General features: G+C 42.9%; 26 protein-coding genes. 22 read left to right on the top strand and 4 right to left on the bottom strand.

Translation table 11 applies throughout. From position 1 onward, the window contains the following. Positions 1 to 29: 29 nt before the first annotated feature. Positions 30 to 1208 (bottom strand): NAD-binding protein, encoded by a 1179-nt coding sequence (locus tag PROVALCAL_RS01635; protein WP_006657327.1) that lies wholly within the window; start codon positions 1206 to 1208, stop codon positions 30 to 32. Positions 1209 to 1545: 337 nt separating this feature from the next. Here PROVALCAL_RS01635 and cptA point away from each other — a divergent pair, with 337 nt between their 5' ends. From cptA to PROVALCAL_RS01620, 3 genes are all read left to right on the top strand, one after another. After that, positions 1546 to 3255, top strand: coding sequence for a phosphoethanolamine transferase CptA (cptA, locus tag PROVALCAL_RS01630; RefSeq protein WP_006657326.1), 1710 nt, complete (start codon positions 1546 to 1548; stop codon positions 3253 to 3255). A gap of 192 nt (positions 3256 to 3447) precedes the next feature. Next, entirely contained in the window at positions 3448 to 3903 is a 456-nt protein-coding gene (locus PROVALCAL_RS01625; RefSeq protein WP_006657325.1) for a hypothetical protein, read from the top strand. A 525-nt stretch (positions 3904 to 4428) separates the two neighbouring features. Further along, the gene (locus PROVALCAL_RS01620) at positions 4429 to 6435 is read left to right on the top strand and encodes a BCCT family transporter (RefSeq protein WP_006657323.1); all 2007 of its coding nucleotides are present in this window, start codon (positions 4429 to 4431) and stop codon (positions 6433 to 6435) included. 277 nt (positions 6436 to 6712) lie between these two features. On the opposite strand, the gene hpaR is transcribed toward PROVALCAL_RS01620, so the two are convergent. Continuing rightward, on the bottom strand, positions 6713 to 7165 hold the full coding sequence (hpaR, locus tag PROVALCAL_RS01615) for a homoprotocatechuate degradation operon regulator HpaR (protein ID WP_006657322.1): 453 nt from the start codon (positions 7163 to 7165) through the stop codon (positions 6713 to 6715). Between the two features lie 431 nt (positions 7166 to 7596). On the opposite strand from hpaR, the gene PROVALCAL_RS01610 reads away from it, so the two are divergent. From PROVALCAL_RS01610 to hpaC, 13 genes are all read left to right on the top strand, one after another. Next, positions 7597 to 8226: a fumarylacetoacetate hydrolase family protein gene (locus tag PROVALCAL_RS01610; protein ID WP_006657321.1), complete on the top strand. Its 630-nt coding sequence runs from the start codon at positions 7597 to 7599 to the stop codon at positions 8224 to 8226. Between the two features lie 2 nt (positions 8227 to 8228). Continuing rightward, a complete protein-coding gene (locus PROVALCAL_RS01605; RefSeq protein WP_006657320.1) occupies positions 8229 to 8996 on the top strand; it encodes a fumarylacetoacetate hydrolase family protein in 768 nt (255 codons plus the stop codon). Further along, complete coding sequence (gene hpaE / locus PROVALCAL_RS01600) at positions 8996 to 10462, top strand: 5-carboxymethyl-2-hydroxymuconate semialdehyde dehydrogenase (RefSeq protein WP_006657319.1); 1467 nt, start codon at positions 8996 to 8998, stop codon at positions 10460 to 10462. Before PROVALCAL_RS01605 ends, hpaE begins: the two co-directional genes overlap by 1 nt. Before the next feature lie 357 nt (positions 10463 to 10819). Then, positions 10820 to 11701, top strand: a complete 882-nt coding sequence (gene hpaD, locus PROVALCAL_RS01595) for a 3,4-dihydroxyphenylacetate 2,3-dioxygenase (protein WP_006662718.1) — start codon at positions 10820 to 10822, stop codon at positions 11699 to 11701. A 9-nt stretch (positions 11702 to 11710) separates the two neighbouring features. After that, on the top strand, positions 11711 to 12094 hold the full coding sequence (locus tag PROVALCAL_RS01590; RefSeq protein WP_006657317.1) for a 5-carboxymethyl-2-hydroxymuconate Delta-isomerase: 384 nt from the start codon (positions 11711 to 11713) through the stop codon (positions 12092 to 12094). 53 nt (positions 12095 to 12147) lie between these two features. Next, positions 12148 to 13377, top strand: coding sequence for a Bcr/CflA family multidrug efflux MFS transporter (locus PROVALCAL_RS01585; RefSeq protein WP_192941394.1), 1230 nt, complete (start codon positions 12148 to 12150; stop codon positions 13375 to 13377). Further along, complete coding sequence (locus PROVALCAL_RS01580) at positions 13374 to 14837, top strand: NAD-dependent succinate-semialdehyde dehydrogenase (protein ID WP_006657315.1); 1464 nt, start codon at positions 13374 to 13376, stop codon at positions 14835 to 14837. Before PROVALCAL_RS01585 ends, PROVALCAL_RS01580 begins: the two co-directional genes overlap by 4 nt. Before the next feature lie 91 nt (positions 14838 to 14928). Next, entirely contained in the window at positions 14929 to 15732 is an 804-nt protein-coding gene (gene hpaH, locus PROVALCAL_RS01575) for a 2-oxo-hept-4-ene-1,7-dioate hydratase (protein ID WP_006657314.1), read from the top strand. A gap of 10 nt (positions 15733 to 15742) precedes the next feature. Beyond that, positions 15743 to 16549 carry a 4-hydroxy-2-oxoheptanedioate aldolase gene (hpaI, locus tag PROVALCAL_RS01570; RefSeq protein WP_006662721.1) on the top strand — a complete coding sequence of 269 codons (807 nt, stop codon included), beginning with the start codon at positions 15743 to 15745 and terminating at the stop codon, positions 16547 to 16549. A gap of 152 nt (positions 16550 to 16701) precedes the next feature. Continuing rightward, entirely contained in the window at positions 16702 to 18072 is a 1371-nt protein-coding gene (hpaX, locus tag PROVALCAL_RS01565; RefSeq protein ID WP_006657312.1) for a 4-hydroxyphenylacetate permease, read from the top strand. Between the two features lie 322 nt (positions 18073 to 18394). After that, positions 18395 to 19273 (top strand): 4-hydroxyphenylacetate catabolism regulatory protein HpaA, encoded by an 879-nt coding sequence (gene hpaA / locus PROVALCAL_RS01560; protein ID WP_006657311.1) that lies wholly within the window; start codon positions 18395 to 18397, stop codon positions 19271 to 19273. Positions 19274 to 19722: 449 nt separating this feature from the next. Further along, complete coding sequence (hpaB, locus tag PROVALCAL_RS01555) at positions 19723 to 21285, top strand: 4-hydroxyphenylacetate 3-monooxygenase, oxygenase component (protein ID WP_006662722.1); 1563 nt, start codon at positions 19723 to 19725, stop codon at positions 21283 to 21285. Positions 21286 to 21304: 19 nt separating this feature from the next. Then, positions 21305 to 21823: a 4-hydroxyphenylacetate 3-monooxygenase, reductase component gene (gene hpaC / locus PROVALCAL_RS01550; protein WP_006657309.1), complete on the top strand. Its 519-nt coding sequence runs from the start codon at positions 21305 to 21307 to the stop codon at positions 21821 to 21823. Positions 21824 to 21971: 148 nt separating this feature from the next. Here the strand turns inward: hpaC and PROVALCAL_RS01545 are convergent, their stop codons facing one another. Then, positions 21972 to 22955 carry a phage integrase gene (locus PROVALCAL_RS01545; protein ID WP_039861398.1) on the bottom strand — a complete coding sequence of 328 codons (984 nt, stop codon included), beginning with the start codon at positions 22953 to 22955 and terminating at the stop codon, positions 21972 to 21974. A gap of 66 nt (positions 22956 to 23021) precedes the next feature. Then, positions 23022 to 23321 (bottom strand): helix-turn-helix domain-containing protein, encoded by a 300-nt coding sequence (locus PROVALCAL_RS01540; protein ID WP_006657307.1) that lies wholly within the window; start codon positions 23319 to 23321, stop codon positions 23022 to 23024. Between the two features lie 123 nt (positions 23322 to 23444). On the opposite strand from PROVALCAL_RS01540, the gene PROVALCAL_RS01535 reads away from it, so the two are divergent. The 6 genes from PROVALCAL_RS01535 (at position 23445) to PROVALCAL_RS01505 (ending at position 25397) form a co-directional block, all read left to right on the top strand. Beyond that, on the top strand, positions 23445 to 23744 hold the full coding sequence (locus tag PROVALCAL_RS01535) for a Cox family DNA-binding protein (protein WP_006657306.1): 300 nt from the start codon (positions 23445 to 23447) through the stop codon (positions 23742 to 23744). Beyond that, positions 23741 to 23965, top strand: coding sequence for a hypothetical protein (locus PROVALCAL_RS01530; RefSeq protein ID WP_006657305.1), 225 nt, complete (start codon positions 23741 to 23743; stop codon positions 23963 to 23965). The genes PROVALCAL_RS01535 and PROVALCAL_RS01530 overlap by 4 nt, the downstream gene beginning before the upstream one ends. Before the next feature lie 174 nt (positions 23966 to 24139). After that, a complete protein-coding gene (locus PROVALCAL_RS01520; protein WP_006657303.1) occupies positions 24140 to 24559 on the top strand; it encodes a DUF5347 family protein in 420 nt (139 codons plus the stop codon). Positions 24560 to 24628: 69 nt separating this feature from the next. Beyond that, entirely contained in the window at positions 24629 to 24883 is a 255-nt protein-coding gene (locus tag PROVALCAL_RS01515) for a DUF2732 family protein (RefSeq protein ID WP_006657302.1), read from the top strand. Then, a complete protein-coding gene (locus PROVALCAL_RS01510) occupies positions 24876 to 25097 on the top strand; it encodes a TraR/DksA family transcriptional regulator (RefSeq protein WP_006657301.1) in 222 nt (73 codons plus the stop codon). Before PROVALCAL_RS01515 ends, PROVALCAL_RS01510 begins: the two co-directional genes overlap by 8 nt. Next, positions 25098 to 25397 (top strand): DUF3850 domain-containing protein, encoded by a 300-nt coding sequence (locus PROVALCAL_RS01505; RefSeq protein ID WP_006657300.1) that lies wholly within the window; start codon positions 25098 to 25100, stop codon positions 25395 to 25397. It begins immediately after the preceding gene. Positions 25398 to 25507 lie beyond the last annotated feature (110 nt).

Genomic DNA, 25507 nt, shown 5'->3' with positions numbered 1-25507 from the left:
CTGAGTTCCTTTTAACATCCGTGAAATCGCTAGCTTTTGGTGACTTTGCTCAGCAGCATATCACTAATGCTGTCATTAGAAATTGTTTCACCGCAAAGCACTTGCATCAAAACTTCTGAGCCAAGAGAAGAGAGTGAAAATAGCATATCAGGATGCAACAAACGGATTTTATCCATATTTGACTCTTGGTTAACTAATACCACCGTTTTCGCCTCACCTTTGCTGCCTGATTGTTCTTTCACTCCCAGCAAGGCAAACGTACTCAAAGAGTCACTATCGGTCATGATAAGCACGCATTTAGCCTGCTTCACATTTGCCTCTGCCAATAATGCAGAATCCGTCGGGTCCCCCGTGACAATATTGTCTTTTTCAGGGTAGTGGCTACGGTGGCTATCTTGGCAAATGACTGCGACAGGAAGTTCCCGTTTTTTCAGCGCTTGGTAGATATTAACTGCCATCGGTGTACTACCAATAACGACATAATGATTTTTCATATATGAAAACCTCTTACGAACAATCTCTTTCGTTCCTTTCGCTAATACACCCACCACATACACCACGGAAGTAGTAAAAATAGTGATCCCTAAAATAATCACGGTGACCGTAAATACACGGGCATCTATTGTCACGGGAACAATATCGCCAAACCCCACCGTCGTCATGCAAACAAGCGCAAAATAGAATGCCGTGGTGCCATCTTTCACAACTGGCGAGAATTCATCACCAATATACAGCGTACCGAAAATGGAGTAGATCAATAATGAAATAATACAGGTAAGCGCAACAAAACCCGCGCTACTGATACTATGTCGAGGGTAAAGCTTCCAAAACAGCGTTAATGCAACCAGCAAACCAAACGAGAAATATCCCTGTCTTACGTGGTCTACAGCGATCCGCAAATCTACAAACGCGATAATCGCCAGTAGCAATAGTGCAAAAACCCAAGCTATACGCGCACCGTTAATCATAAATAGCGATAAAAATATCAACGCGATCCCTAATAAAAAGCGCGGGATATCCAATAATTTCATAAATCCGAGGGATTTTAGCCATTCAGTAAATCCACTTTGGCGCCAATCGATATAGTCTGTGTAAGCACTCAGCACCGGTTTTAAGATTAAGCCCCCATCAACAATCACCAGAATGGAGAGCAAAATTCTTACGGCTAAAGCGGATCTCAAAAAAGCCACAAAGGCGTTATCTAGCATCGTGTTGTGCCACCCATCAATTAAATCGCCGGTTGGTATTTCCAGCGAATAGATTAACAAAGAATAATATCAATTCCATGACTTATGCAATAAATGAAAAATCTATCTGAAAAGCCTCATTTCTTAATGAGTTAATCATTAAAGGATGGATGAAAAGAAAAACTTATACATTATTTAAAAATCATTGATAATCAGTGTAATAAATTACTCATTATCTGTAATGAGTTCATTATTAATATAATTTGAACTAACTCGATGACTTTCTATCTAAAAAATGATTTTTCGACTATGGTTTGATTGTTACTTAACGAAACTAATAATTAAGAGCTAAAAATTTATGGTTAATTCGATAAAAACAGGAAAATTTAGCTGGATGTCTTTGTTCTGGCTATTAATTTATTTCTGGTATTTTTCATCTTTATTACAGCTGTATGTGGTCATCACGGGTCAAAGTAACACCATTGGATTAAGAGATTCTTTACTGTATAGCTCACTTTGGCTCGTCCCAGCATTATTTTTCCCTCGAAAAATCAAACTGGTAGCCGGCTTAATTGGGATTGTATTGTGGCTATCTTCGGTCGTTGCCCTAGCCTATTTCGTAGTCTATGGGCATCAATTGTCGCAAAGCGTCATGTTTGTGATGTTCGAAACCAATACCAACGAAGCAGGCGAATTCCTACGCCAGTATTTGAGTTTTAAAGTGATTGCGGTGATTCTTGCCTATACACTTGGCGCAATTTTCTTATGGACTCGCTTAAAACCTGTCACGCTACCAGTAACTGGGCGTGTCATTGTTTCGCTCCTGATTCTGGCAATCTTGTTTGCCGTTCCTTATTACAATAAAGCCATTAAACAACAGCGTCCTTTTGAAAACGTCGTGTCTTATGTGAACAGTAAGCTCGCGTATGCCGCACCATGGCAGTTTGTGAGTGGTTACTTCCTGTATAAGAATCAGCTCGCTAATATGGAAGAATTAATTCGCGACAATAGCAAAATTCCACCATTAGAAAATTTCGTCGATGCGAATGGCAATACCCCGAGAACCTTTGTTTTGGTCATTGGTGAGTCTACCAGCCGCGATAGAATGAGCTTGTATGGCTACTCTCGCCAGACAACGCCAGAGCTCGACCAGCTTGAAAAACAGTATCCAAACAATTTGACGGTATTTAATGATGTGGTAACACCTCGTCCTTATACCATCGAGGCATTACAGCAAATTTTAACGTTTGCTTCAGAAACTGAGCCGGATCTGTTTAATTCCCGCCCTTCTATCATGAATATGATGAAACAGGCTGGTTTCAAAACGTTCTGGATCACTAACCAGCAGACCATGACTGAGCGAAACACCTTATTAACTGCATTCTCTCGTCAAACGGATAAGCAATATTATTTGAATAATGATATGGCACAGAGCTCACGAATCTATGACGACGTGGTGCTTGATCCGTTCAAAGAAGCGTTAGCGGATCCTGCTGAAAAGAAATTTATTGTCGTTCATCTACTCGGTACGCACATGCGCTATGAGTTCCGTTATCCTGAAGATAAAGCCCTCTTTACGGATAGCAATAGCCCTGTACCGACAAACCTTAAAGGCGACCAAATCAAAGATTACAATGCGTATGATAATGCCCAGCATTACAACGATTATGTGGTCTCTTCACTGATCAAAGATTTCGATTCATCGAAGGAAAATGGCTTCTTAGTCTTTTTCTCTGATCACGGGGAAGATGTTTATGATACGCCGCCTCATGAAATGTTAGGTCGTAGTGAAGGCAAACCAAGCAAAGTGATGTACAACGTTCCATTCTTAGTGTGGCAGTCTCCAGAATGGCTACAAAGTCACCAGTTTGATCTAAAAGATAAAACAACTCGCCCATACAGCACTATGGATTTTATCTATACATGGTCTGACTTAGCGGGTTTGAATTACACCGGTTTTGAACCACAAAAAAGTTTAATCAATAAAGATTACCAACCTCAACCTCGTTGGATTGGCGATCCTGAAAATAAAGCCTCTATGATGCTATATGATGACTTAAAGAAATAGTCATCAACCAGTGCAAGTGGGTGTTCACTCACTTGCACTATCCTCTTTCTACGACCATCATTTACATCCCATTCATGGATCTATCTTCATTTCATGTGCTACATTTTTATCTGTGTATGTCGGTATCTTAGCTCCAAATGAATTTACCGTTTAATTAGTATTTTTCTAACATTACCTGTTAAGGAATTAATAATGAAACATAAAATCATTTCTTCCCTTGTTGTAGCTGGCGTTTTAACACTGGTTGCGGGTTGTGATGACTCCGCCAAAAAAGACACCGCAGTTCAACAAGTCGAAGAAAAAGCTACCCAGTTAAAAGACGCGACTGAGCAAAAAGCCACTGAGTTATCTGATAGCGCAAAAGCGACTGCGCAAGATGTGAAAAATGAAGCTTCAGATAAAGCATCCGAACTCTCAGATAAAACCAAAGAGTTAGTTGACCAAGGCGAGAAAAAGGCCGATGAGTTGAAACAAGACGCCTCAGATTCTGCCGATAAACTCAAAGATCAGTACGATAAAGCATCGAGTGAGTTTTCAGAAAAAACACAAGAGGTGAAAACCGATGCAATCAATAAAGCAGATGAACTTGCCACTGACGCTAAAAACAAAACTGGAGAATTAAAATCTGAGAATGACGCGAAGAAATAACGGCGCGTATTTCTGTCTATTTTAACGTGAAAAGCAGGCAATGATTGCCTGCTTTTTTATGCACTAAAAACCTAACGCATGCTATTGTTAACTCGTTTTTCGCCCTTCCTTATAAACATAACCATCTCTTTTGCTCACTTGGTTTAATTCCTATAAATAACACAAAAATACAGTAAGATAAGTAAACAATAGATTGATAAATAACATGAAATTTCACCCTATTATTTATTTTCATTTCCCCGATTAGGTTGATCATTGTTTTTTACCATGGCAGTATACCCTTTCGTTTTTTGTTTGTTTTAGGGTTCAAAGGGGGTCATCACTCGCCAATTTTTGTTGATAACTTAGCTAATAAACACCGTTATCAACGCTCACAATTTAGTCGTTTTATTGTTCTTTCTACCTCGTTTCCTACAGGGAAACCCTTTCGCAATAACCTATTGTTTTATTCAGAAGGACAGCACGCCGCATGCCCCCCTTATCATTGGTATGCAAAAAATAAAATAAAAATCAAAGAAGGTCGTTATGAGTCAAAACGTTACTGAGACTAAAAAAGTACGTACTAAAATCAGCCCTCCTGTATTTTACAGTTCGGCACTCGTTATCCTGATTATCGTCGGTTTTGCCGCCTTAATGCCTGAAATGGCAGAATCTCATCTAAGTCATCTTCAAAAGAACTTATTTAACAATGCCAGTTGGTTCTACATCCTTGCTGTAGCCATCATTTTGCTGAGTGTGACTTATCTGGGACTCTCGCGTTATGGACAAATAAAATTAGGTCCTGACCACGCTCAACCCAATTTCAGCTATGTCTCTTGGTTTGCCATGCTATTTTCCGCAGGAATGGGAATCGGTTTGATGTTCTTCGGTGTTGCCGAACCCGTCATGCACTATCTCAACCCGCCAGTGGGTGACCCTCAAACGATAGAAGCGGCGAAAGAAGCAATGCGCCTCACCTTCTTCCATTGGGGGCTACACGCCTGGGCTATCTATGCCATTGTCGCCTTGATTCTGGCATTTTTCAGCTATCGCCATGGCTTACCCCTCACGCTACGCTCTGCGTTATACCCGATTATTGGCGACCGAATTTATGGTCCCCTAGGTCATGCGGTTGATGTCTTTGCGGTCGTGGGTACCGTGTTTGGTGTCGCGACCTCTCTTGGCTTTGGGGTACTGCAAGTGAATGCGGGAATGAACCACTTGTTCGGCTTACCTGTGAATGAGACTGTGCAAGTCGGTTTGATTATCACCTTCACCGCTCTCGCAACTTTATCCGTCGTCTCAGGGCTCGACAAAGGGATCCGTATTTTATCTGAGCTGAACCTCGGTCTCGCCTTCCTCTTATTGCTGCTAATTGTGATTTTAGGTCCAACCGTGCTGCTATTAAAATCCTTTGTGGAAAATACAGGGGGTTACCTTTCTGAGATAGTCAGCAAAACTTTTAACTTATATGCCTACGAACCCAAATCGAGTGATTGGCTAGGGGGCTGGACATTACTGTATTGGGGTTGGTGGTTATCTTGGTCACCGTTTGTTGGGATGTTCATCGCCCGAATATCCCGTGGCCGCACTATCAGAGAATTCGTGACTGGGGTGTTGTTTGTGCCAGCTGGCTTTACCCTGATGTGGATGACTTTCTTTGGTAATACCGCCATCGACTTGATTAAAAATCAAGGAGCCACCCGACTGGCAGAAACTGTGCAGTCCGATGTCTCCCTCGCTCTGTTTGAGTTTTTAACTTATTTCCCATTCTCAACCGTATTATCTTTCTTCGCCATGTTGATGGTGGTGGTGTTCTTTGTCACTTCCGCAGACTCTGGCGCAATGGTAGTGGATACTCTCGCCTCTGGCGGGGACTCAAATACGCCTGTCTGGCAACGTATTTTCTGGGCAGGATTAATGGGCGTTGTCGCTATCACGATGTTACTTGCAGGTGGTCTACAAGCGCTGCAAACCTTAACCATCGCTAGCGCGTTGCCATTTGCTATCGTTCTGCTTATCTCTATTTATGGGCTATTTAAAGCGTTGCGAGTGGATGCCTATAAACGAGATAGCCAGCAATTAGCCACCATTGCACCTACCGCTAGTCGTAATCCAATTCCATGGCAGCGCCGTTTACGTAATATTGTCTACTTCCCGAAACGCGCTCATGTAAAACGCTTTATGGAAGAGTCCGTGAAGCCATCCATGGAGATGGTTTCCGAGGAGTTAGCTAAGCAAGGTACCGTTTGCCATATCCATACAGATAAAGACGATAGAATCGGATTTGAAGTCGATTTAGGCGACGATATGAACTTTCTGTATGAAGTTCGCTTACGCTACTACATTCAACCCGCATTCGCCCTTGCGGGAATGGGAAATGACAACGATGAAGAGCGAAGTGAAGAGCAAAAATATTACCGTGCAGAAATTCACTTAAAAGAAGGTGGGCAAGACTACGATGTGATGGGCTGGGCGAAAGAACAAATCATCCATGACATCCTCGACCAGTATGAAAAACATATTCACTTTTTACATTTACTGGGTAAGTAACGGCTAAAAATATGACCCAAATGCATACTCTAAATAATTTGAATTGCAGCTAGGCGGTGAGAGAAGCTATCTCGGGGAGCATACACAAGTATGTGACCCGAGTTGCTGAGCGTAACCAACAACGCTGCGGTTCAAAGTATGACAAAAGCTATACTCTAAATAATTTGAATTGCAGCTAGGCGGTGAGAGAAGCTATCTCGGGGAGCATACACAAGTATGTGACCTGAGTTGCTGAGCGTAACCAACAACGCTGCGGTTCAAAGTATGACGAGTATATTTATGCGCTCTTACTTCTATCCATAATATTGCTATAATCTGGGCTTTCCAGAGCAATCAACTCTTCCAGCAATGCCGTCAATTGCTGCATTTTCTCTTGGGAGAAAGCCTGTTCAATCTTTTGATAACCCTCTTCAACTTCCTGACGCGCTTTGTCATACAGGTCTTGTCCTGTTGGCGTCAGTGACACGTACAGTTTACGTTGGTCATTCAATGGCTTTAAACGGAAAATAAGCCCTTCACGCTCCATACGAGTCAAAATCCCCGTCAAACTTGGGCGTAAAATACAGGTTTGCACTGATAATTCATGAAAATCAATCGAACGATTATCCGCTAATACACGAATGATGCGCCATTGCTGTTCCGTCAAATTATAAGATTTCAATATTGGTCGAAAGAAGCCCATTGCAGTCTCTCGCGCCTGTAATAATGCAATTGTCAATGATTCATGCATAAGCTTAAAACTCACCACGCTATTTAAAGTTATTAAACACCCACAATAGGGTTTAGTCAGCCTCCGTGCTGGTTACCATTTCTAACGCTATTGACAGCGAGCAAAAAAATCACGGAGGTAACAGCAACACACTCAATTATCTTAAATGCAAGAGTAGCATGCAGCACTAACAATCTCAAAGAAAAATACCAAAATATTAATGAGTAAATAAAATTCATCAAAATTATAAAGTTAATATGTTGTAAATTTTTAAAAAACTTAAAAAAAATAATTCAAATAATTACAGCAACTTACATTCAGGTCATCTGATTATGTTAATACGATCACAATTAAAATTAACATTTCCATAAAGCTATTGCTTATTACAAAATAATACTTTATTAATATATTAATAATTACTCAGAATCGATCTCTTTAATAAGGAGTTGTCAATGAAAGGCACTGTTTTTGCCGTTGCCCTCAACCATCAAAGCCAACTTGATCATTGGCTCGAGGCGTTCCAGCAAGCCCCTTATAAAACCCCACCGAAAACACCTGTGTGGTTTATTAAGCCGCGTAATACACGCATTAATTCCGGAGATAACATCCTGCATCCCGTAGGAGAAGAAGTGCAAAGTGGTGCAACACTGGCTTTAGTGATCGGTAAAGATGCGCGAAAAGTCACGCCACAAAATGCATTGGAATTTATTGCGGGCTTTGCACTGGCAAACGAAGTCAGCCTGCCAGAAGACACCTTCTACCGCCCTGCGATTAAAGCTAAATGCCGTGATACGTTCTGCCCAATCGGCGAGTTAGTGAAAACCGCTTTATCTTCACCTGTTGATATTGTGACGCTGATTAACGGCAAAGAAGCTGACAGATGGTCAACCAAAGATCTCGTTCGTAGCGCAAGCGAATTAGTGGCTGCACTGAGCGACTTTGCAACCCTAAAACAAGGGGATGTGATTTTACTGGGTACTCCTCATAAACGCGTCACCATCAAACCGGGTGATCACGTTGAGATCCAAGCAGCTGGCTTCCCAAGCCTCAAGAACAACGTTGTTGCGGCAGGAGGACAATAATCATGAAACACGCAAAAATTCGTTATCAAGGCACTGAATATTCCGTCACTGTCGGTGACGACGAAGCCATCAAGCTGCCAAATGGCAATGTAATTGCTGGCGATAGCGCAGATGTTGAATGGCTACCACCTGCACAAGGTACTTTATTCGCGTTAGGTCTGAACTATGCCGACCACGCCACTGAATTAGAATTTAAGCCACCTGAAGAGCCACTGATTTTTATCAAAGCAGAAAACAGCTTAACAGGTCACCGCCAAGTCTCCGTGCGCCCAGACAATGTTGAATACATGCACTATGAGTCTGAACTGGTGGTTATCATCGGTAAAGCGGCTCACAAAGTCTCCCAAGAAGATGCGATGAACTATGTTGCGGGCTACACCGTATGTAACGACTACGCGATCCGTGACTATTTAGAGAATTACTACCGTCCAAACCTACGCGTAAAAAGCCGCGATACGTTGACGCCAATCGGCCCATGGATGGTAGACAAGTCAGATATTAAAGATCCACACAACCTCGCACTGTACACCTACGTTAATGGTGAATTGCGTCAAAAAGGCACCACCGCGGATCTGATTTTTAATATCCCATTTTTAATTGCCTACCTAAGTGACTTTATGACACTGCAACCGGGCGACATGATCGCAACGGGCACGCCAAAAGGGCTGTCCGATGTAGTTCCGGGTGATGAAGTGATCGTTGAAGTTGAAGGTGTGGGCAGGCTGATCAATACCATTATCAGCGAAAAAGAGTATGAGGAGCGAGTGTGATGACTAAGATTAACCATTGGATCAACGGTAAAAACGTTGAAAGCAAAGAGTATTTCGAAACCACTAACCCAGCAACGGGTGAAGTATTAGCGGAAGTGGCATCCGGCGGCCAAGACGAGATCAACCAAGCGGTTGCTGCTGCAAAAGAAGCCTTCCCTAAGTGGGCAAACACGCCAATGAAAGAACGTGCACGCTTAATGCGCCGCTTAGGTGAGCTGATCGACGAAAACGTTCCTCAGATTGCTGAGATGGAAACTAACGATACCGGTTTACCTATCCATCAAACTAAAAACGTGTTGATCCCTCGCGCGTCACACAACTTTGAATTCTTTGCTGAAATTTGCCAGCAAATGAACGGTCGCACCTATCCGGTTGACGACAAAATGATGAACTACACCCTGATCCAGCCAGTGGGTGTGTGCGGATTAATTTCTCCGTGGAACGTGCCATTTATGACCGCGACATGGAAAACTGCACCATGTTTAGCTCTAGGTAACACCGCGGTTCTGAAAATGTCTGAATTATCTCCACTATCTGCAAACCGTTTAGGTGAATTAGCCCTTGAAGCGGGTATCCCTGCAGGCGTACTGAACGTGGTGCAAGGTTACGGTGCTACAGCGGGTGATGCACTGGTGAAACACCATGACGTTCGCGCTGTCTCCTTCACAGGGGGCACCGCAACGGGTCGCGCCATTATGCAAAACGCGGGTCTGAAAAAATACTCAATGGAATTAGGCGGCAAATCTCCGGTTCTGATTTTTGAAGATGCCGACATTGAACGTGCAATGGATGCCGCGCTGTTCACCATTTTCTCTATCAATGGCGAGCGTTGTACTGCGGGTTCACGTATTTTCATCCAAGAAAGCATTTACCCAGAATTCGTAAAACGCTTTGCTGAGCGTGCAAATCGCCTGATCGTCGGCGACCCAACGGATCCGAAAACCCAAGTGGGTGCGCTGATCAGCCAGCAGCACTGGAACAAAGTCTCTGGTTATATCCGCATTGGTATGGAAGAAGGTGCAACCCTGTTAGCGGGTGGTCCAGACAAACCAACGGATCTGCCAGCGCACCTGAAAAACGGTCACTTCTTACGCCCAACCGTTCTGGCCGATGTCGACAACCGCATGCGTGTGGCTCAAGAAGAGATCTTCGGACCAGTCGCGTGTTTGATCCCATTCAAGACCGAGGAAGATGGTCTGCGTATGGCAAACGATGTGGAATATGGTCTGGCTTCCTATATTTGGACTCAAGATGTCAGCAAGATCCTACGACTTTCGCGCAATATCGAAGCGGGTATGGTGTTTGTTAACACCCAGAACGTTCGTGACTTACGTCAGCCATTCGGCGGCGTGAAAGCCTCCGGCGTCGGCCGTGAAGGCGGTGAGTATAGCTTCGAGGTCTTTGCCGAAATGAAGAACGTTTGTATCTCCTACGGCGACCACAACATCCCACGCTGGGGTGTGTAAGTTTTATCATCTGCCGTTTTATGAATTGTTATTAGCTCTACGTCATACAGAATTAAGCCAAACTATTACTTAGCTTAAATAATTCGTGATGTAGCTAGACGGCAAACGATGGAATCTCAGGAAGCATACACAGTAGAAAGCAAAATTACTCAGTAGCAGGCTACACCATTATTTATCTCTAAGTAATTTTGAATCAATGATAATTAATTTAGCTACTTATCCTAAATAATTCGTGTTGTAGCTAGGCGGCAAGTGAAGTTATCCCTAGGAGCATACTGAAGTATGTGACTAGGGTGACTTTATGAAGCCAACAACGCTACGGCGCGAAGTATGACGGATAAGCTGAGGGGGAAGGAAATGGGTAAGTTGGCATTAACGGCGAAGGTAACACACGTCCCATCAATGTACCTATCTGAACTACCGGGCAAAAACCACGGTTGTCGCCAAGCGGCCATCGATGGCCACAAAGAAATCAGCCGTCGCTGCCGTGAACTGGGTGTTGATACCATTATCGTTTTTGACACGCACTGGTTGGTCAATAGTGCTTATCACATTAACTGTGCCGATCACTTCAAAGGCATCTATACCAGTAATGAATTGCCTCACTTTATTCGCGATATGGAATATGAGTATGACGGCAACTCTGTATTGGGTCAGATGATCGGCGAAGAAGCTCGCAAGCTAGGCGTTCGTGCTCAAGCTCATGAAATTCCAAGCTTAACTCTAGAGTACGCAACGCTGGTTCCAATGCGTTATATGAACAGCGATCGCCACTTTAAAGTGATCTCCATCTCCGCATTTTGTACCTCACACAGCTTTGAAACTAGCCGCAAATTAGGCGAAGCCGTACTGACTGCGATTGAAAAATATGACGGTACCGTGGCGGTATTAGCGAGCGGCTCCCTATCTCACCGCTTTATTGATGACCATCGAGCGGAAGACGGCATGAACAGCTATACCCGCGAATTCGATGAGCAAATGGACAAACGCGTCGTCAAACTGTGGCGTGAAGGTCGTTTCGCTGAATTCTGCAAAATGCTGCCTGAATATGCCGATTACTGTTACGGCGAAGGTCACATGCATGACACAGTGATGTTACTGGGTCTGCTGGGCTGGGATAAATATGATGAGAAAGTGGAAGTGTTAACCGACCTGTTCGCCAGCTCCGGAACTGGACAAATCAACGCGATTTTCCCACTGCCAAAGTTTATTACTGACAAACAAGCTGCTAACGCGTAAGGAGCGAATATGCCTCATTTTTATGCTGAATGCACTGACAACATTCGTGAAGAAGCGGCTCTCCCAGAGCTGTTTGCTAAAGTGAATAGCGCACTGGCAGGCACAGGTATTTTCCCACTGGGCGGTATTCGTAGCCGCGCTATTTGGTTAGATACGTGGCAAATGGCAGATGGTAAACACGATTACGCGTTTGTGCATATGACCTTAAAAATTGGTGCGGGTCGCTCCCTTGAAGATCGCCAAAAAACCGGGGAAATGCTGTTTGATCTGATCAAAGTACATTTTGCCGATTTAATGGCAAAGCGTTACTTGGCGCTCTCTTTCACCATGGAAGAGCTCGATCCTGTTCTGAACTACAAACAGAACAACGTGCACGCACTGTTCAAATCATAATTGATGCGCACCAGTTAATACGTATTCATTGATGAATCACGAGAGGGGGTAATATGCCAATTTCATTTACCAATAGATCCATACCGCGCTGGTTAATCCCATTATTGGGCTCACTGGTGGCGTTTGGTCCCCTATCGATCGATATGTATTTACCTGCTCTACCGCAAATGACGCAAGCATTGAATGCAACCCAAGGGCAAATGCAGTACACCCTTGGTGCATTCTTTGGTGGATTTTGTGTTGGAATGTTGTTTTATGGTCCCTTAAGTGACCTGTTAGGGCGTCGTAAAATGCTATTAAGTGGGCTGGTGATTTTTACCCTCGCCAGCCTGTTATGCGCTCAAGCCACCAGCGCTGAGGCATTAATTTCATTTCGCGCATTACAAGCATTTGGTAGCGGTGCGGCAATCGTGATGGCGCGGGCGATTGCCCGTGATGTTTATCCCTCAAATGAACTTCCTAAAGTGCTGTCACTGATGACGCTGGTCACCATGATAGCCCCATTATTAGCACCATTGGTGGGCGGGTTTTTATTAATTCATTTTGAATGGCAAGTCATATTCTATGTATTAGCGGCTGTCGGATTGTGTTCCGTTTTAGCTATTTTCTTACTGCTGCCTGAAACCTTGCCTCATCAGCGTGAGTCCCGCAATTTAGTGGGTGTCGCCTTTCATAATTATCGGTTGGTGCTCACAGACCGAGAAGCACTGAGTATCATTGGCACCATGGCATTCTCTTTTGCCGGTATGTTCGCCTTTATCAGTGGTTCACCGTTTGTGTATATCAACTATTTTGGTGTTTCTGAACAGTATTATGGGCTGCTGTTTGGCTGCAATATTTTAGGCATGATTGCCATGTTGCTGCTGAACGTCCGGTTGCTCAAGGTGTATAGTCTGCCACGAATTTTGGGCATGCAAAGTGGTATCCAATTGATTTTTGGTGTGCTGTTGTTAATTTTCTATCAACAAAGCCTACCAATTATTGTTATCCTAGTGGTCCTGTTCCTATCGATGGTGAATGCTATCGGCACCAACAGTTTGTCACTGTTACTGCAACACCGCGGAAAAATCGCCGGCAGCGCCAGTGCGCTCGCCATCTCAATTCAGTTCGCCTTGGCAGCCTTTGCCAGTGTTGCAGTGTCCATACTACAAGATGAATCCCCATTTGCTATGGCACTCGTAATGGCGATTTGTGCCGGACTGAGTTTCTCAAGCCAACGCTTGTCCGCTAGAAATGTCCATGCACACGTTCATTCAGTGTCTTCGGAGAACAACGAAAAATGAGCTTAAACACCAATTCTACATTATTCCGCCAACAGGCTTACATTAATGGTCAATGGGTTAACGCCAAAGACAATAGCCTATTTGATGTGACTAACCCTGCAAATGGAGAAGTGATTGCTCGCGTCAGCAATGTGGGTGCAACTGAAACTCAACAGGCTATTGAAGCCGCAGAACAAGCCTTACCAGCATGGCGGGCAAAAAGTGCCAAAGAGCGTAGCCAAATCCTCAACAAGTGGTTCCGTTTAATGATGGAAAACCAAAAAGAGTTGGCGCAAATTCTCAGCACTGAGCAAGGTAAATCTATCAATGAATCGATGGGTGAAATTGCCTATGGTGCTAGCTTCATTGAGTGGTTTGCCGAAGAAGGTAAACGTACTTACGGTGAAACTATTCCATCCCCCCTACCAGGTCGTCGCTTAGTCACCATTAAGCAACCTGTTGGTGTGGTTGCCGCCATTACCCCATGGAACTTCCCAAATGCCATGATCACCCGCAAAGTCGGTCCTGCCCTCGCGGCGGGTTGTACCATGGTATTAAAACCTGCAGCTGAAACACCATTATCCGCACTAGCGTTAGCCGCGTTAGGTGAAGAAGCTGGTATTCCTGCTGGGGTATTCAATATCGTCACGGGTACTGATGCGAAAGCCATTGGCGGCATCATGACCTCGAGTCCAATCGTTCGCAAGCTGACGTTCACTGGGTCGACTCGTGTCGGTAAATTGCTGATGGAACAGTGTGCCGATACCGTGAAAAAAATGTCACTGGAATTAGGCGGCAACGCACCATTTATCGTATTTGACGATGCGGATTTAGACGCTGCTGTTCAAGGGGCTTTAGCCGCTAAATTCCGTAATAGCGGACAAACCTGCGTGTGTGCAAACCGTATTTTAGTGCAAGAAGGCGTTTACGATGAGTTTGCCTCTCGCCTTGCGAAAGCCGTTAGCGCGTTAAAAATTGGTCCAGCAACGCAAGCGGATTCAGAACAAGGTCCACTCATCAACCAAGCTGCAGTCGATAAAGTGTCTGAACACATCGCAGATGCCGTTGCCAAAGGTGCCAGCATCGCGACAGGTGGTAAATCAGCAAGTCTTGGTGGTCTGTTCTTCGAACCCACTGTCTTAGTCAATGTGACTGAATCCATGAAAGTGGCAAAAGAAGAGACATTTGGTCCATTAGCACCGCTATTTAAATTCCGTGATGAGCAAGAGGCTATCGACCTTGCGAATGACACAGAATTTGGTCTGGCATCCTATTTCTATTCACGGGATATCGGGCGTATCTACCGGGTCGCTGAAGCCTTAGAAAGCGGCATGGTCGGTATTAACGAAGGTTTGATTTCAAATGAAGTGGCTCCGTTTGGTGGTATTAAGCAGTCAGGACTTGGTCGTGAAGGCTCACGTTACGGAATCGAAGATTATCTGGAAGTGAAATATCTCTGTTTTGGTGGGTTATCCCACTAACTATAGCCGATTTAGTCATACTCTCCCCCTTCGCATTAATGCAATAACGCAGTGATGCGAAGGGCAAAGAGTTATCAGGAGCATTTTAAGCATGTTGCAACAAGATATTATTTCAACAATCGCTCAACGCCTAAACCAAGCGGAAAAAAGCCGCCAACAAATCCGTCAAATCTCACTGGATCATCCTGAAATGACCATTGAAGATGCCTATGCCATTCAAAAAGAGTGGGTTGGCTTAAAACTGGCGGAAGGGCGCGTATTAAAAGGGCATAAAATTGGTCTGACATCCAAAGCGATGCAAGCCAGCTCCCAGATTGATGAGCCTGATTATGGCGCACTGCTCGATGACATGTTCTTTGATGATGGTTGTGATATTCCAACGGATCGCTTTATCGTCCCGCGTATCGAAGTTGAGCTGGCTTTCGTATTGGCAAAACCGCTGCACGGTCCTAACTGCACCTTATTTGATGTGTATAATGCCACGGACTATGTGATCCCCGCTTTAGAGCTGATCGACGCGCGTTGCCACAATATCGATCCTGACACTAACCGTCCACGTAAAGTGTTCGACACCATTTCAGATAACGCGGCAAACGGTGCAGTGATCTTAGGTGGACGTCCGATTAAACCTCGTGATTTAGACATGCGTTGGATCAGCGCCCTGCTTTATCGTAATGGCGTGATCGAAGAATCTGGCGTTGCAGCAGCAGTTCTAAACCACCCAGCCAATGGCGTGGCATGGTTAGCCAATAAATTAGCGCCACACAATGTGGAGTTACAGCCAGGACAAATTATCCCTAGTGGTTCATTTACTCGCCCAGTTCCTGCACGTAAAGGGGATGTTTTCCACGTTGACTACGGCGTGATGGGCTCAATTAGCTGCCGCTTTGTATAAGGAGTTCACCGTGGATCTGTTAGAAAATAAATTTAAAAAAGCCCTGAAAACAGGCAAACCACAAATTGGCTTATGGCTAGGATTGTGCAGCCCATACAGCGCTGAACTTGTTGCCGGTGCTGGATTTGACTGGCTGCTTATTGATGGCGAACACGCACCAAATAACGTACAAACCACCTTAGCGCAATTACAAGCTATCGCGCCATATCCCTCACAACCCGTCGTTCGACCGCCGTGGAATGATCCGGTGATCGTCAAACAGTTGCTGGATATTGGTGCGCAAACACTGTTGCTGCCAATGGTACAAAATGCCGAACAAGCTGAGCAAGCCGTTCGCTCAACACGCTATCCACCTGCCGGAATTCGCGGCGTAGGTAGCGCATTAGCACGCGCCTCTCGCTGGAACCGTATTCCAGATTATTTAAAACGCGCTAACGATGAAATGTGTGTCATTGTCCAAGTAGAAACCCGCGAAGCTATCAAAAACCTGCCTGAGATCCTCAAAGTTGAAGGGGTTGATGGGGTATTTATTGGTCCGGCCGATTTAAGCGCAGATATGGGCTTTTCTGGTAATCCAAACCACCCTGAAGTTAAAGCCGCTATCGAAGACGCCATTAAACAAATTCGCGCTGCTGGCTTAGCGCCGGGGATCTTAATGGCAGCACCGGATATTGCTGAACACTATATTAAGCTCGGGGCGCTATTTGTTGCCGTCGGTGTGGACACCACATTATTAGCGCGTACCGCCGAAGCACTTGCCGCAAAATTTGGTAAAACCATTTCCGATATGGATAACAGCGGCTCGAGTGTGTACTAAGCAATCTGAACTTCTCTAGGTCGCTCTATTTTACCCTACGCTCACGAGCTACCTAGACAGTAAGCAAGAAATCACAACCACAACCAAGGCAGCCTTAATAACTGCCTAGTAGACCCTTGTACCTATAATAAATTGTAATAGAGGGCATTATAATGAGCCATTCACAAAATGTTGCTAGTAACAATCCTGCGGAGCAACATAAAAACCTCACAGAGCCGCAACAGCGGGTCATCAATAAGCTATTTAAACGGCTGATCGTATTCCTGTTCGTGCTGTTTGTTTTCTCGTTCTTAGACCGTATTAATATCGGCTTTGCAGGACTGACAATGGGGAAAGACATCGGTCTAACCTCCACCATGTTTGGTCTAGCGGCCACCTTATTTTACGCCACCTACATTATTTTCGGTATTCCAAGTAACATCATGCTTGGTATTGTCGGTGCACGTCGCTGGATTGCCACTATCATGGTGCTATGGGGTATTGCCTCCACCGCCACTATGTTCGCGACTGGACCAACCAGCTTATATATTTTACGAATGCTGGTAGGTATTGCTGAAGCAGGCTTCTTACCGGGAATGTTAGTTTACTTAACTTACTGGTTCCCCGCTTATTTCCGCGCGCGTGCTAATGCGCTATTTATGATTGCCATGCCTGTTACTATGGCATTTGGTTCACTCGCTTCTGGTTATATTTTAGGGCTAGATGGTGTGTTAAATCTGAAAGGCTGGCAGTGGTTGTTCTTACTGGAAGGTTTCCCATCCGTACTGCTGGGTATTTTAGTGTGGTTCTATCTGGATGATTCTCCGAAGAAAGCGAAATGGCTGACTCAGGAAGATAAAGACACGCTGCAAGAGATGATGGATAAAGACCAGTTAGAATTAGTGCAGCCACACGGATCAAAAAGTCAGACTGCGCTGCAAAATAGCAGCCTGTGGAAAGAAATTTTCACCCCTGTGATTTTGATGTATACCGTGGCGTATTTCTGCCTAACTAACACGCTGAGCGCCATTAATATCTGGACGCCGCAAATTATGCAGAGCTTTAACCAAGGCAGCAGTAATGCCATGATCGGACTATTAACTGCGATCCCTCAGTTCTGTACGATTTTGGGGATGATTTATTGGAGTCGCCGTTCGGATCGCTTGCAAGAGCGTAAGATGCACACCGCGTTACCGTATTTGTTTGCAGCGGCAGGTTGGGTCATCGCAGCGATGACCCATCAACCGATGATCCAATTATTGGGGATCATTATGGCGTCTACCGGTTCATTTACAGCCATGGCGGTTTTCTGGACAACACCAGATCAGTCGATCAGTTTACGCGCTCGTGCCATTGGTATTGCAGTGATCAACGCAACAGGTAATATAGGTTCCGCGGTCAGCCCACTCTTAATCGGTTGGCTGAAAGATCAAACGGGTAGCTTTAATTCAGGTCTTTATTTTGTGGCGGGTTTGCTGGTCGTCGGTGCCCTTCTGGTCATCGCTATCCCAATGAAAAACTCAAGACCAAGAGCCACACCGTAAACGGCAAAACTGTAAAACAGTCGAATTAAAGAAATGAGTGCTGCAACAAATTGAAAATATTTAGATTTTTTAATTCCCCCTTAAATATTGTTCAAAATAATTCGAGTTGCAGCTAGGCGGCAAGCAAGCTAATTCCTAGGAGCATACACAAGTATGTGGCTAGGATTAGCTTGTGTAGCCAACAACGCTACAGACCGAAAACGTGGGAATGCCCAAAATAGTTCGGCTTGTAGCTAGGCGGCAAACGACGATATCTTGGGGAGCATACATAAGTATGTGACCCGAGTAACGGAGTGAAGCCAACAACGCTACGGGTCGAAATATGACGGGCATTACAAATATAGATATTGGGAAGGATTATGATGACGTCCAGGGCAACGACGACGTCCACTACCAAACCTTTGGCAAGCTTGCCGCCTTCTTCGGTCGCGACATGCCCGCTCATCGTCACGATGGCTATTTCCAATTACACTATTTGGTCACTGGGCACATTACATTGCAGCTGGATGAGTCACGTTATTCTGTGCAAGCACCGCTATTTATATTGACCCCACCTTCTGTCGCTCACGCGTTTTTTACCCAAGAAGATACTGATGGCCATGTATTAACCGTACGACAGGATTTGATTTCGCCTCTATTAGAGTCTCTGTATTCTGCTAATTTGGATCGATTGGATATTCCTGCTATTTGCTTATCTGTTGCAGATAAGCCGCAAGATATTGAAACCTTCAATCATTACTGGGATTTAATGGCAAGGGAATCGACCAATAACTATATTGGTCGAGACCAAGTGTTATCTTCACTTGCCCAAGCCCTATTCACCTTTTTACTGCGCTCTGTCCCTCTTGACGAGCACCATGTTAGCGGCGTGCGTGGTGAACATCGATTATTCCAACGTTTCAACCAGTTAATAGACATGCACTATCGTGAACACCTCTCTGTTCCCGAATATGCTAATAAGCTTGGTGTCACTGAATCACGACTCAAAGACATGTGCCGCCGGTTTGCTAACCGCCCGCCAAAGAAACTTATTTTCGACCGAATTTTACGGGAAGCGAAACGTATGCTGCTATTTTGTGATAGCCCCGTATCTGAAATTGCCTACCAACTTGGATTCAAAGATCCTGCCTATTTTGCCCGCTTTTTCAATCGCTCTGAGGGTACCTCTCCCAGTCAATGGCGTGAGCAAAACATCCACTGAGTCACTCATACTAAAATTTTAGCATTCCCCTTAAACTATTTTACATAATTCAAACATTTTTGATGTCTTGCATTTTTATTTTTAAAGTTGCAACTTGTACTATTAGCACCTAACAAAAAGTGAATGAGCGGCTCAAAAAACACTCAAATTAAAATTAAAAATAAAAATTATTAATTTTTAAATGAATTACAACGATATGATAATTAATGACTTTTTATCAAAAAACAAAAAAGCATTAATATTAAAATATCGATAAGATCACATTTCTTTTATAAAACCACATTACCAACGAAAAGTACCAGTAATCCTTTGGAAAGTCTCTTTTAAAACCCCACAGAAAACGATTCAATTAGTACACACAAAACAAACATAAAATTAACATTATTCAAGCTTGCAATCTTTGTATGCCGATAACCCGCAAGCCCTCTTTGTTCTATAACGAGGTAGACATGAAACCAGAAGATTTTCGTTCCGATGCTAAGCGCCCATTTAATAGCCAAGAATATCTAAAAAGTTTACAAGATGGTCGCGAGATTTATATCTATGGTGAGCGTGTTAAAGATGTGACCACGCACCCTGCTTTTCGTAACTCTGCAGCTTCAATAGGACAGTTATATGATGCGCTTCATGATAAATCGACTCATGACCAACTTTGCTGGGGCACAGATACAGGCAACGGAGGTTACACACACAAATTCTTCCGTTTTGCCAAAAGTGCAGATGACTTACGCCAACAACGCGACGCCATCGCAGATTGGTCACGTCAAAGCTACGGATGGATGGGACGCACTCCAGACTATAAGGCGGCATTCGCCAGCTGTTTAGGTGCTAACCCTGAATATTATGGTCAATTTGCTGATAACGCACGTAACTGGTACAAACGTATTCAAGAGAGTGGTTTGTACTTCAACCACGCGATTGTTAACCCACCAATCGATCGCCATAAGCCTGCTGATGAAGTTAAAGATGTTTATATAAAGCTAGAAAAAGAAACTGATGCAGGTATTATCGTCAGCGGTGCAAAAGTTGTTGCAACCAACTCCGCGTTAACACACTACAACTTTATCGGTTTTGGTTCTGCACAGGTCATGGGTGATAACCCTGATTTTGCTCTGATGTTCGTTGCACCAATGGATGCTGACGGCGTGAAATTAATTTCCCGTGCATCTTATGAGTTAGTTGCTGGCGCAACAGGTGCACCATTTGACTATCCGTTATCCAGCCGTTTTGATGAAAATGACGCTATTCTAGTCATGGACCATGTGTTAATTCCATGGGAAAACGTACTGATTTATCGCGATTTCGACCGTGCTCGTAACTGGGCGGTACAAGGTGGTTTCGCTCGCCTGTTCCCATTACAAGCTTGTGTTCGCTTAGCGGTAAAACTGGATTTCATTACAGGTCTTCTGCAAAAGAGCCTTGAGTGTACTGGGGTCATTGACTTCCGTGGTGTTCAAGCCGATCTCGGTGAAGTCGTTGCTTGGCGTAACTTATTCTGGTCACTGACTGATGCCATGTGTTCAGAAGCGAAAGCGTGGGAAGGTGGAGCATACCTACCTGATACCCAAGCCATTCAGACTTATCGTGTTATGGCACCAATGGCCTACACCAAAATCAAAAATATCATCGAAAGTAACGTAACGAGTGGTTTGATCTACCTGCCATCAAGCGTTCGTGATATGAATAATCCAGAGATTGATAAATATCTGGCGAAATATGTTCGCGGTTCAAATGGGATGGATCACGTTGAACGTATTAAAATTTTAAAATTAATGTGGGATGCTATCGGTAGTGAATTTGGCGGTCGTCACGAGCTGTATGAAATTAACTACGCAGGAAGCCAAGACGAAATTCGTCTGCAATGTCTGCGTCATGCATACGGTTCTGGCAATATGAAAGCCATGACAGATATGGTTGATCGCTGCCTGTCTGACTATGATCAGCACGGCTGGAAGCGCCCTCACCTGCACAACAACAATGATATTAATCTGTTAGATTCGCTGCTGAAGTAATCGGTAGCAGGAGGTCAAAATGTCTTTAGAAAATGAACATCGCTTACGTTTCAGAGATGCGATGGCAAGTCTCGGTGCCGCTGTTAACATCGTCACCACGGATGGTCCAGAAGGTCGTTGTGGTATTACTGCCACTGCGGTGTGTTCTGTGACTGATACGCCACCCACTTTGATGGTATGCGTTAACCGCAACAGTGCAATGAACGCGGTTTTTCAAAAGAATGGCCGCCTGTGCGTTAACGTTCTCAACCATGACCAAGAAGAATTAGCTTGCCATTTCGCCGGCATGAAAGGTTCAACCATGGATGAGCGTTTCGGCTGGGATGTGTGGGATAAAGGCATTTTAGAACAACCACTGTTAAGAAATGCGCTTGCCAATCTTGAGGGTGAAATTACCCAAGTCCAAGATATTGGCACTCACTCTGTGTATATGGTTGAGATGAAAAAGATCGTCGTCAGTGATGACGGACATGGTTTAGTGTACTTTAAACGTAAGTTTCATCCCGTTATGCACAAAATCTTAGAACCTACGGCCTAATTGACCTTCATTATGTAGAACAAGCCCCTATTAAGGGGCTTTTTTCATCATTTAATAACAACAAGTTACATCTAACCATTTGTTTTATATAGAATCACAGGTAACTAGTAATGACCAATAATGATCTAAGTGTGGTCAATTGTGGTCACTAAAATGATTCTATATCTCTAAGTGGATTAAACCTTATTGCATCATCTAAATACTCAGGAGCAAAATGCGCATAAGTCATAGTTTGCTCAATTTTTGAGTGACCAAGAATCTTTTGCAATGTCACGATATTACCGCCTCGAAACATAAAATGCGTGCCAAAAGTATGCCTCATAATATGAGTAGCTTGTCCCTTTGGTATATCCGGTTTAACTTTGCGAAGCGCATTCCTAAAATCTTTATAAGATGCATTTGGAAATAAAAATGCTGTCCTGTCTTTGGTCACTATATCAATAACATTTTGAGATAGTGGGATCGTGCGTTTTTTACCATTTTTAGTTTTAAAAAGTGTAACTCGCTTATGAACAATGTGTTCACACTTGACACGCTTAGCTTCGCTCCAGCGAGTGCCTGTACTTAAACCAAATATGGCTAAACGATAGTTATCACCACTTAGTTCCGCCAACAATTTTTTCACCTCAAATGTCGTGAGATATGACATTTCAGGAATGTCTTCTTTAAGTTTTTTGTGACCCGCAATTGGATTATCTGACAAAAACAGACCAGAGGAAATCAAGAACGTAAACATTCCTCTCAATTGCACTAGCTCTCGATTAATCGTTGATGCTTTTACACCGCTAGCTAATCTGTCATGGCAATAATAAGTTAGTGTCGACTTATCTATCGATGACGCCGCGGGATCGCCCATCAATTTAATAACGCGATTAACTTCTCGTTGCCTATGAGCTGCATGCTCATTATTTTTACCGTGATATTTCCACCAAATTTCAGCCAACTCGGATAACCGTCGCTTGTCTTTTAGTTTCGGTTTCCACTCATCGGATTGATGATTCGCAATAAGGTATTTTTCGAACGCTATAGCTTCGTGTTTCTTTTGAAATTTACGTCTGACACGTTTTCCATTTCTGCCAGCCGGTCTAATGTCCACTTCATATCGACCATCTTCAAGTTTCTTAATTGACATAAGAAAACCCTCCAATGGAAGAAATGCTTTGTGACTCGATAAAATCACAAAATGCTAAATGTATGATTAACCAGTTTTCTTTTCTGAATGGGACGAGGTTGTTATTTCTTGCCCACAGTGTGCGAGAGCTGGTGCAATTTGACCTACCTCTGGAGCAACTTCACCAGTCATAAACCACATCGTATATTTTAAAAATCTCGGGTGGCTTAATATTTTCATTGCAGAATCTATACTCATCCCTTTAGTACGAGTTTCATAGCTAGATAAAGTACTATAAGGAATAGTCACTAACTCACTGAATTCCCTTCTATTTAATCTTTCTGATTCACGTATCAGTTTTATTTTTTCTGCTACATCTATTGACATAATTACACCTTTATATAATATTTATACCATTGTATAAATAAGTTGATTATCGTATTAGTCATAACTGTAAAGTATCTATAATAACTACAGATAACTAATGATTAGCGAAAGGGAGATTAGCAGATGTTGAAACCGGTGATAAGTAATTCTGACAACCAGTATCAAATTAAAAGCGTTTCTGATGGTTTGCCGTATCAGGAATTTGCAAAACACATTGGCAAATCGCCAGAAGCAGTGAAAGGAATGATTAACAAAGGCAAGCTTCCAGTATTGGAAATGAAAGAAAGCCCTGACTCTCAACGTGCTGAGTATTGGGTTTATATTCCAGCTTGGAATGCTGGGTTAAAGCTTGCTCATGAATCATTACCAAAAGAAATGCGTGATGGTTGGTTACGCTGGCTTGGGTTAGGAGAGCCAAAATGAATATGAATTTAGTTCAAGTATCAACACATAGCTTTAAGTATCGTAACTTTCAAATCATTAAGTTACCGGCTAAAGCAATGAGTCCCGTAACTCGTTTTCATGTTCAACGCGATGATAATTCATTTGGATTATTTGATTCTATAAATGATGCCATTAAATATATTGATTCACTATTTATAATTGTCGATGAACTTCCATTTTATCCACTAATAAAGGGGTAGAAAAATGACTCAATTAAATTTTCAGCAGCACAAATATAAATTAACAGGTTCATCTGTTAATAAATTCAAAAGTAATAAGAAGCAATATAAGTTATCTAGCATTGATAAGTTATTTATGTTTATTAGCCTTTTATTCTTATTTTTTATTTTTACTTCTGTATTTTGATAAAAGAAATGAATAATTCAGCAATTGAATTAGTTAAAGCTAAACAGTTGATTGAATCAGTAAGTAATGTGAAAACTGATGATATTTCGCCAAGTAAAAGAACGATTAGGCGCTATGAAAATCATGGTGAAAGTATTGAGTACCGTGTGAATGAGTTGAATAAGGCAGCCCAATTAAGAACAACGGTTTTTCATTCAAATAAAGAATGTCCAGATAATACAGAGTTATCAGGATTTATTGAGTATTTAAGATTAAATGATGTAAGAATGCTAAATATGATTTTTTATTTAGCAGGAATTAATAGTGATAAGCATCATTTAGCATTAGAGGATTTTAGTAAAAAAGATAAACAATCTATTATATCTGCAATTAACCAAGTGAAAGCACTAGCGGCTCTATTACCCAAACATATAGCCATGCCTATTTAAATCAAAAAAATAATTTTTATGACGTTAACGCGTTAGTTTTTTTTACATTCTAAATTTGAGGATTTAGCAGTGAAAAATAAAGAAACGAAAAATATTTCAATTGGTTTTGGTATTGCAACAAATGAACGCGATTTCGCTGCAATGACTATCTCCGCAATTAGAAACGATGAACGAAAATCCTTATTTGATATGTTTTCATCCCGTCTTGATGCGATCGCCTGTAAAGCAATCAAAGAAAAAATGGCATACGACCAAATCCATCAATTACTTATTGGTGAGTCTGAACATTTCTCAAACTTGGCAGCAGAGTTAGATCATGTCTAAAGAAATCGACCGTGCCAGTGAACATGAAATTTTGATGCGTGAACAGCAAATAAAAGCCGTAACTAACCGAGCTGTAAACGCATCTGCATTTGTGTGTGAAGATTGTGACAATCCTATCCCAGAGCAACGTCGTATTGCTTCAGTTGGCTGCACTCGTTGTATTGATTGTCAGACAATTTTTGAGTTGAAAATTAAGCATTATCGGGCTGTTTGAATGATGAAAAGAACTCATGAGCTAAAGATAGCACCTCGTTATTTTCGATTGATTCAAGATGGATTAAAAACTGCTGAATTTCGCCGAGCTGATAGAGATTTTCAAGTTGGTGATGAGTTGCTATTACGTGAATTTAACTCAGTAAATAAGCCTTATGCGAATTATACGGGGAACGTTATTTTTTGCTTGGTCACTGACATTACAAAAATTAATGAGGTTTATAGCGAGCTTAAACCGCTACCTGCATTTGTGATGATTTCTTTTTCAATTATTCGTATTGAGGATAATTATCGTGGCTAAGTTAAATAAAACAATTCTTAAATGGGCTGGCTCTAAAGTTAACATTATGGAGCAGCTTCGACCTCATTTACCAAATCGTAAATCATATTGCCGAGCTTTCTGGTAACAAG

The sequence above is a fragment of the Providencia alcalifaciens DSM 30120 genome (genome assembly GCF_000173415.1).
GTDB classification, from domain to species: Bacteria; Pseudomonadota; Gammaproteobacteria; order Enterobacterales; family Enterobacteriaceae; genus Providencia; species Providencia alcalifaciens.
Note: the sequence above shows the minus strand (reverse complement) of the source record. Positions and strands in the feature narration are given on the sequence as shown.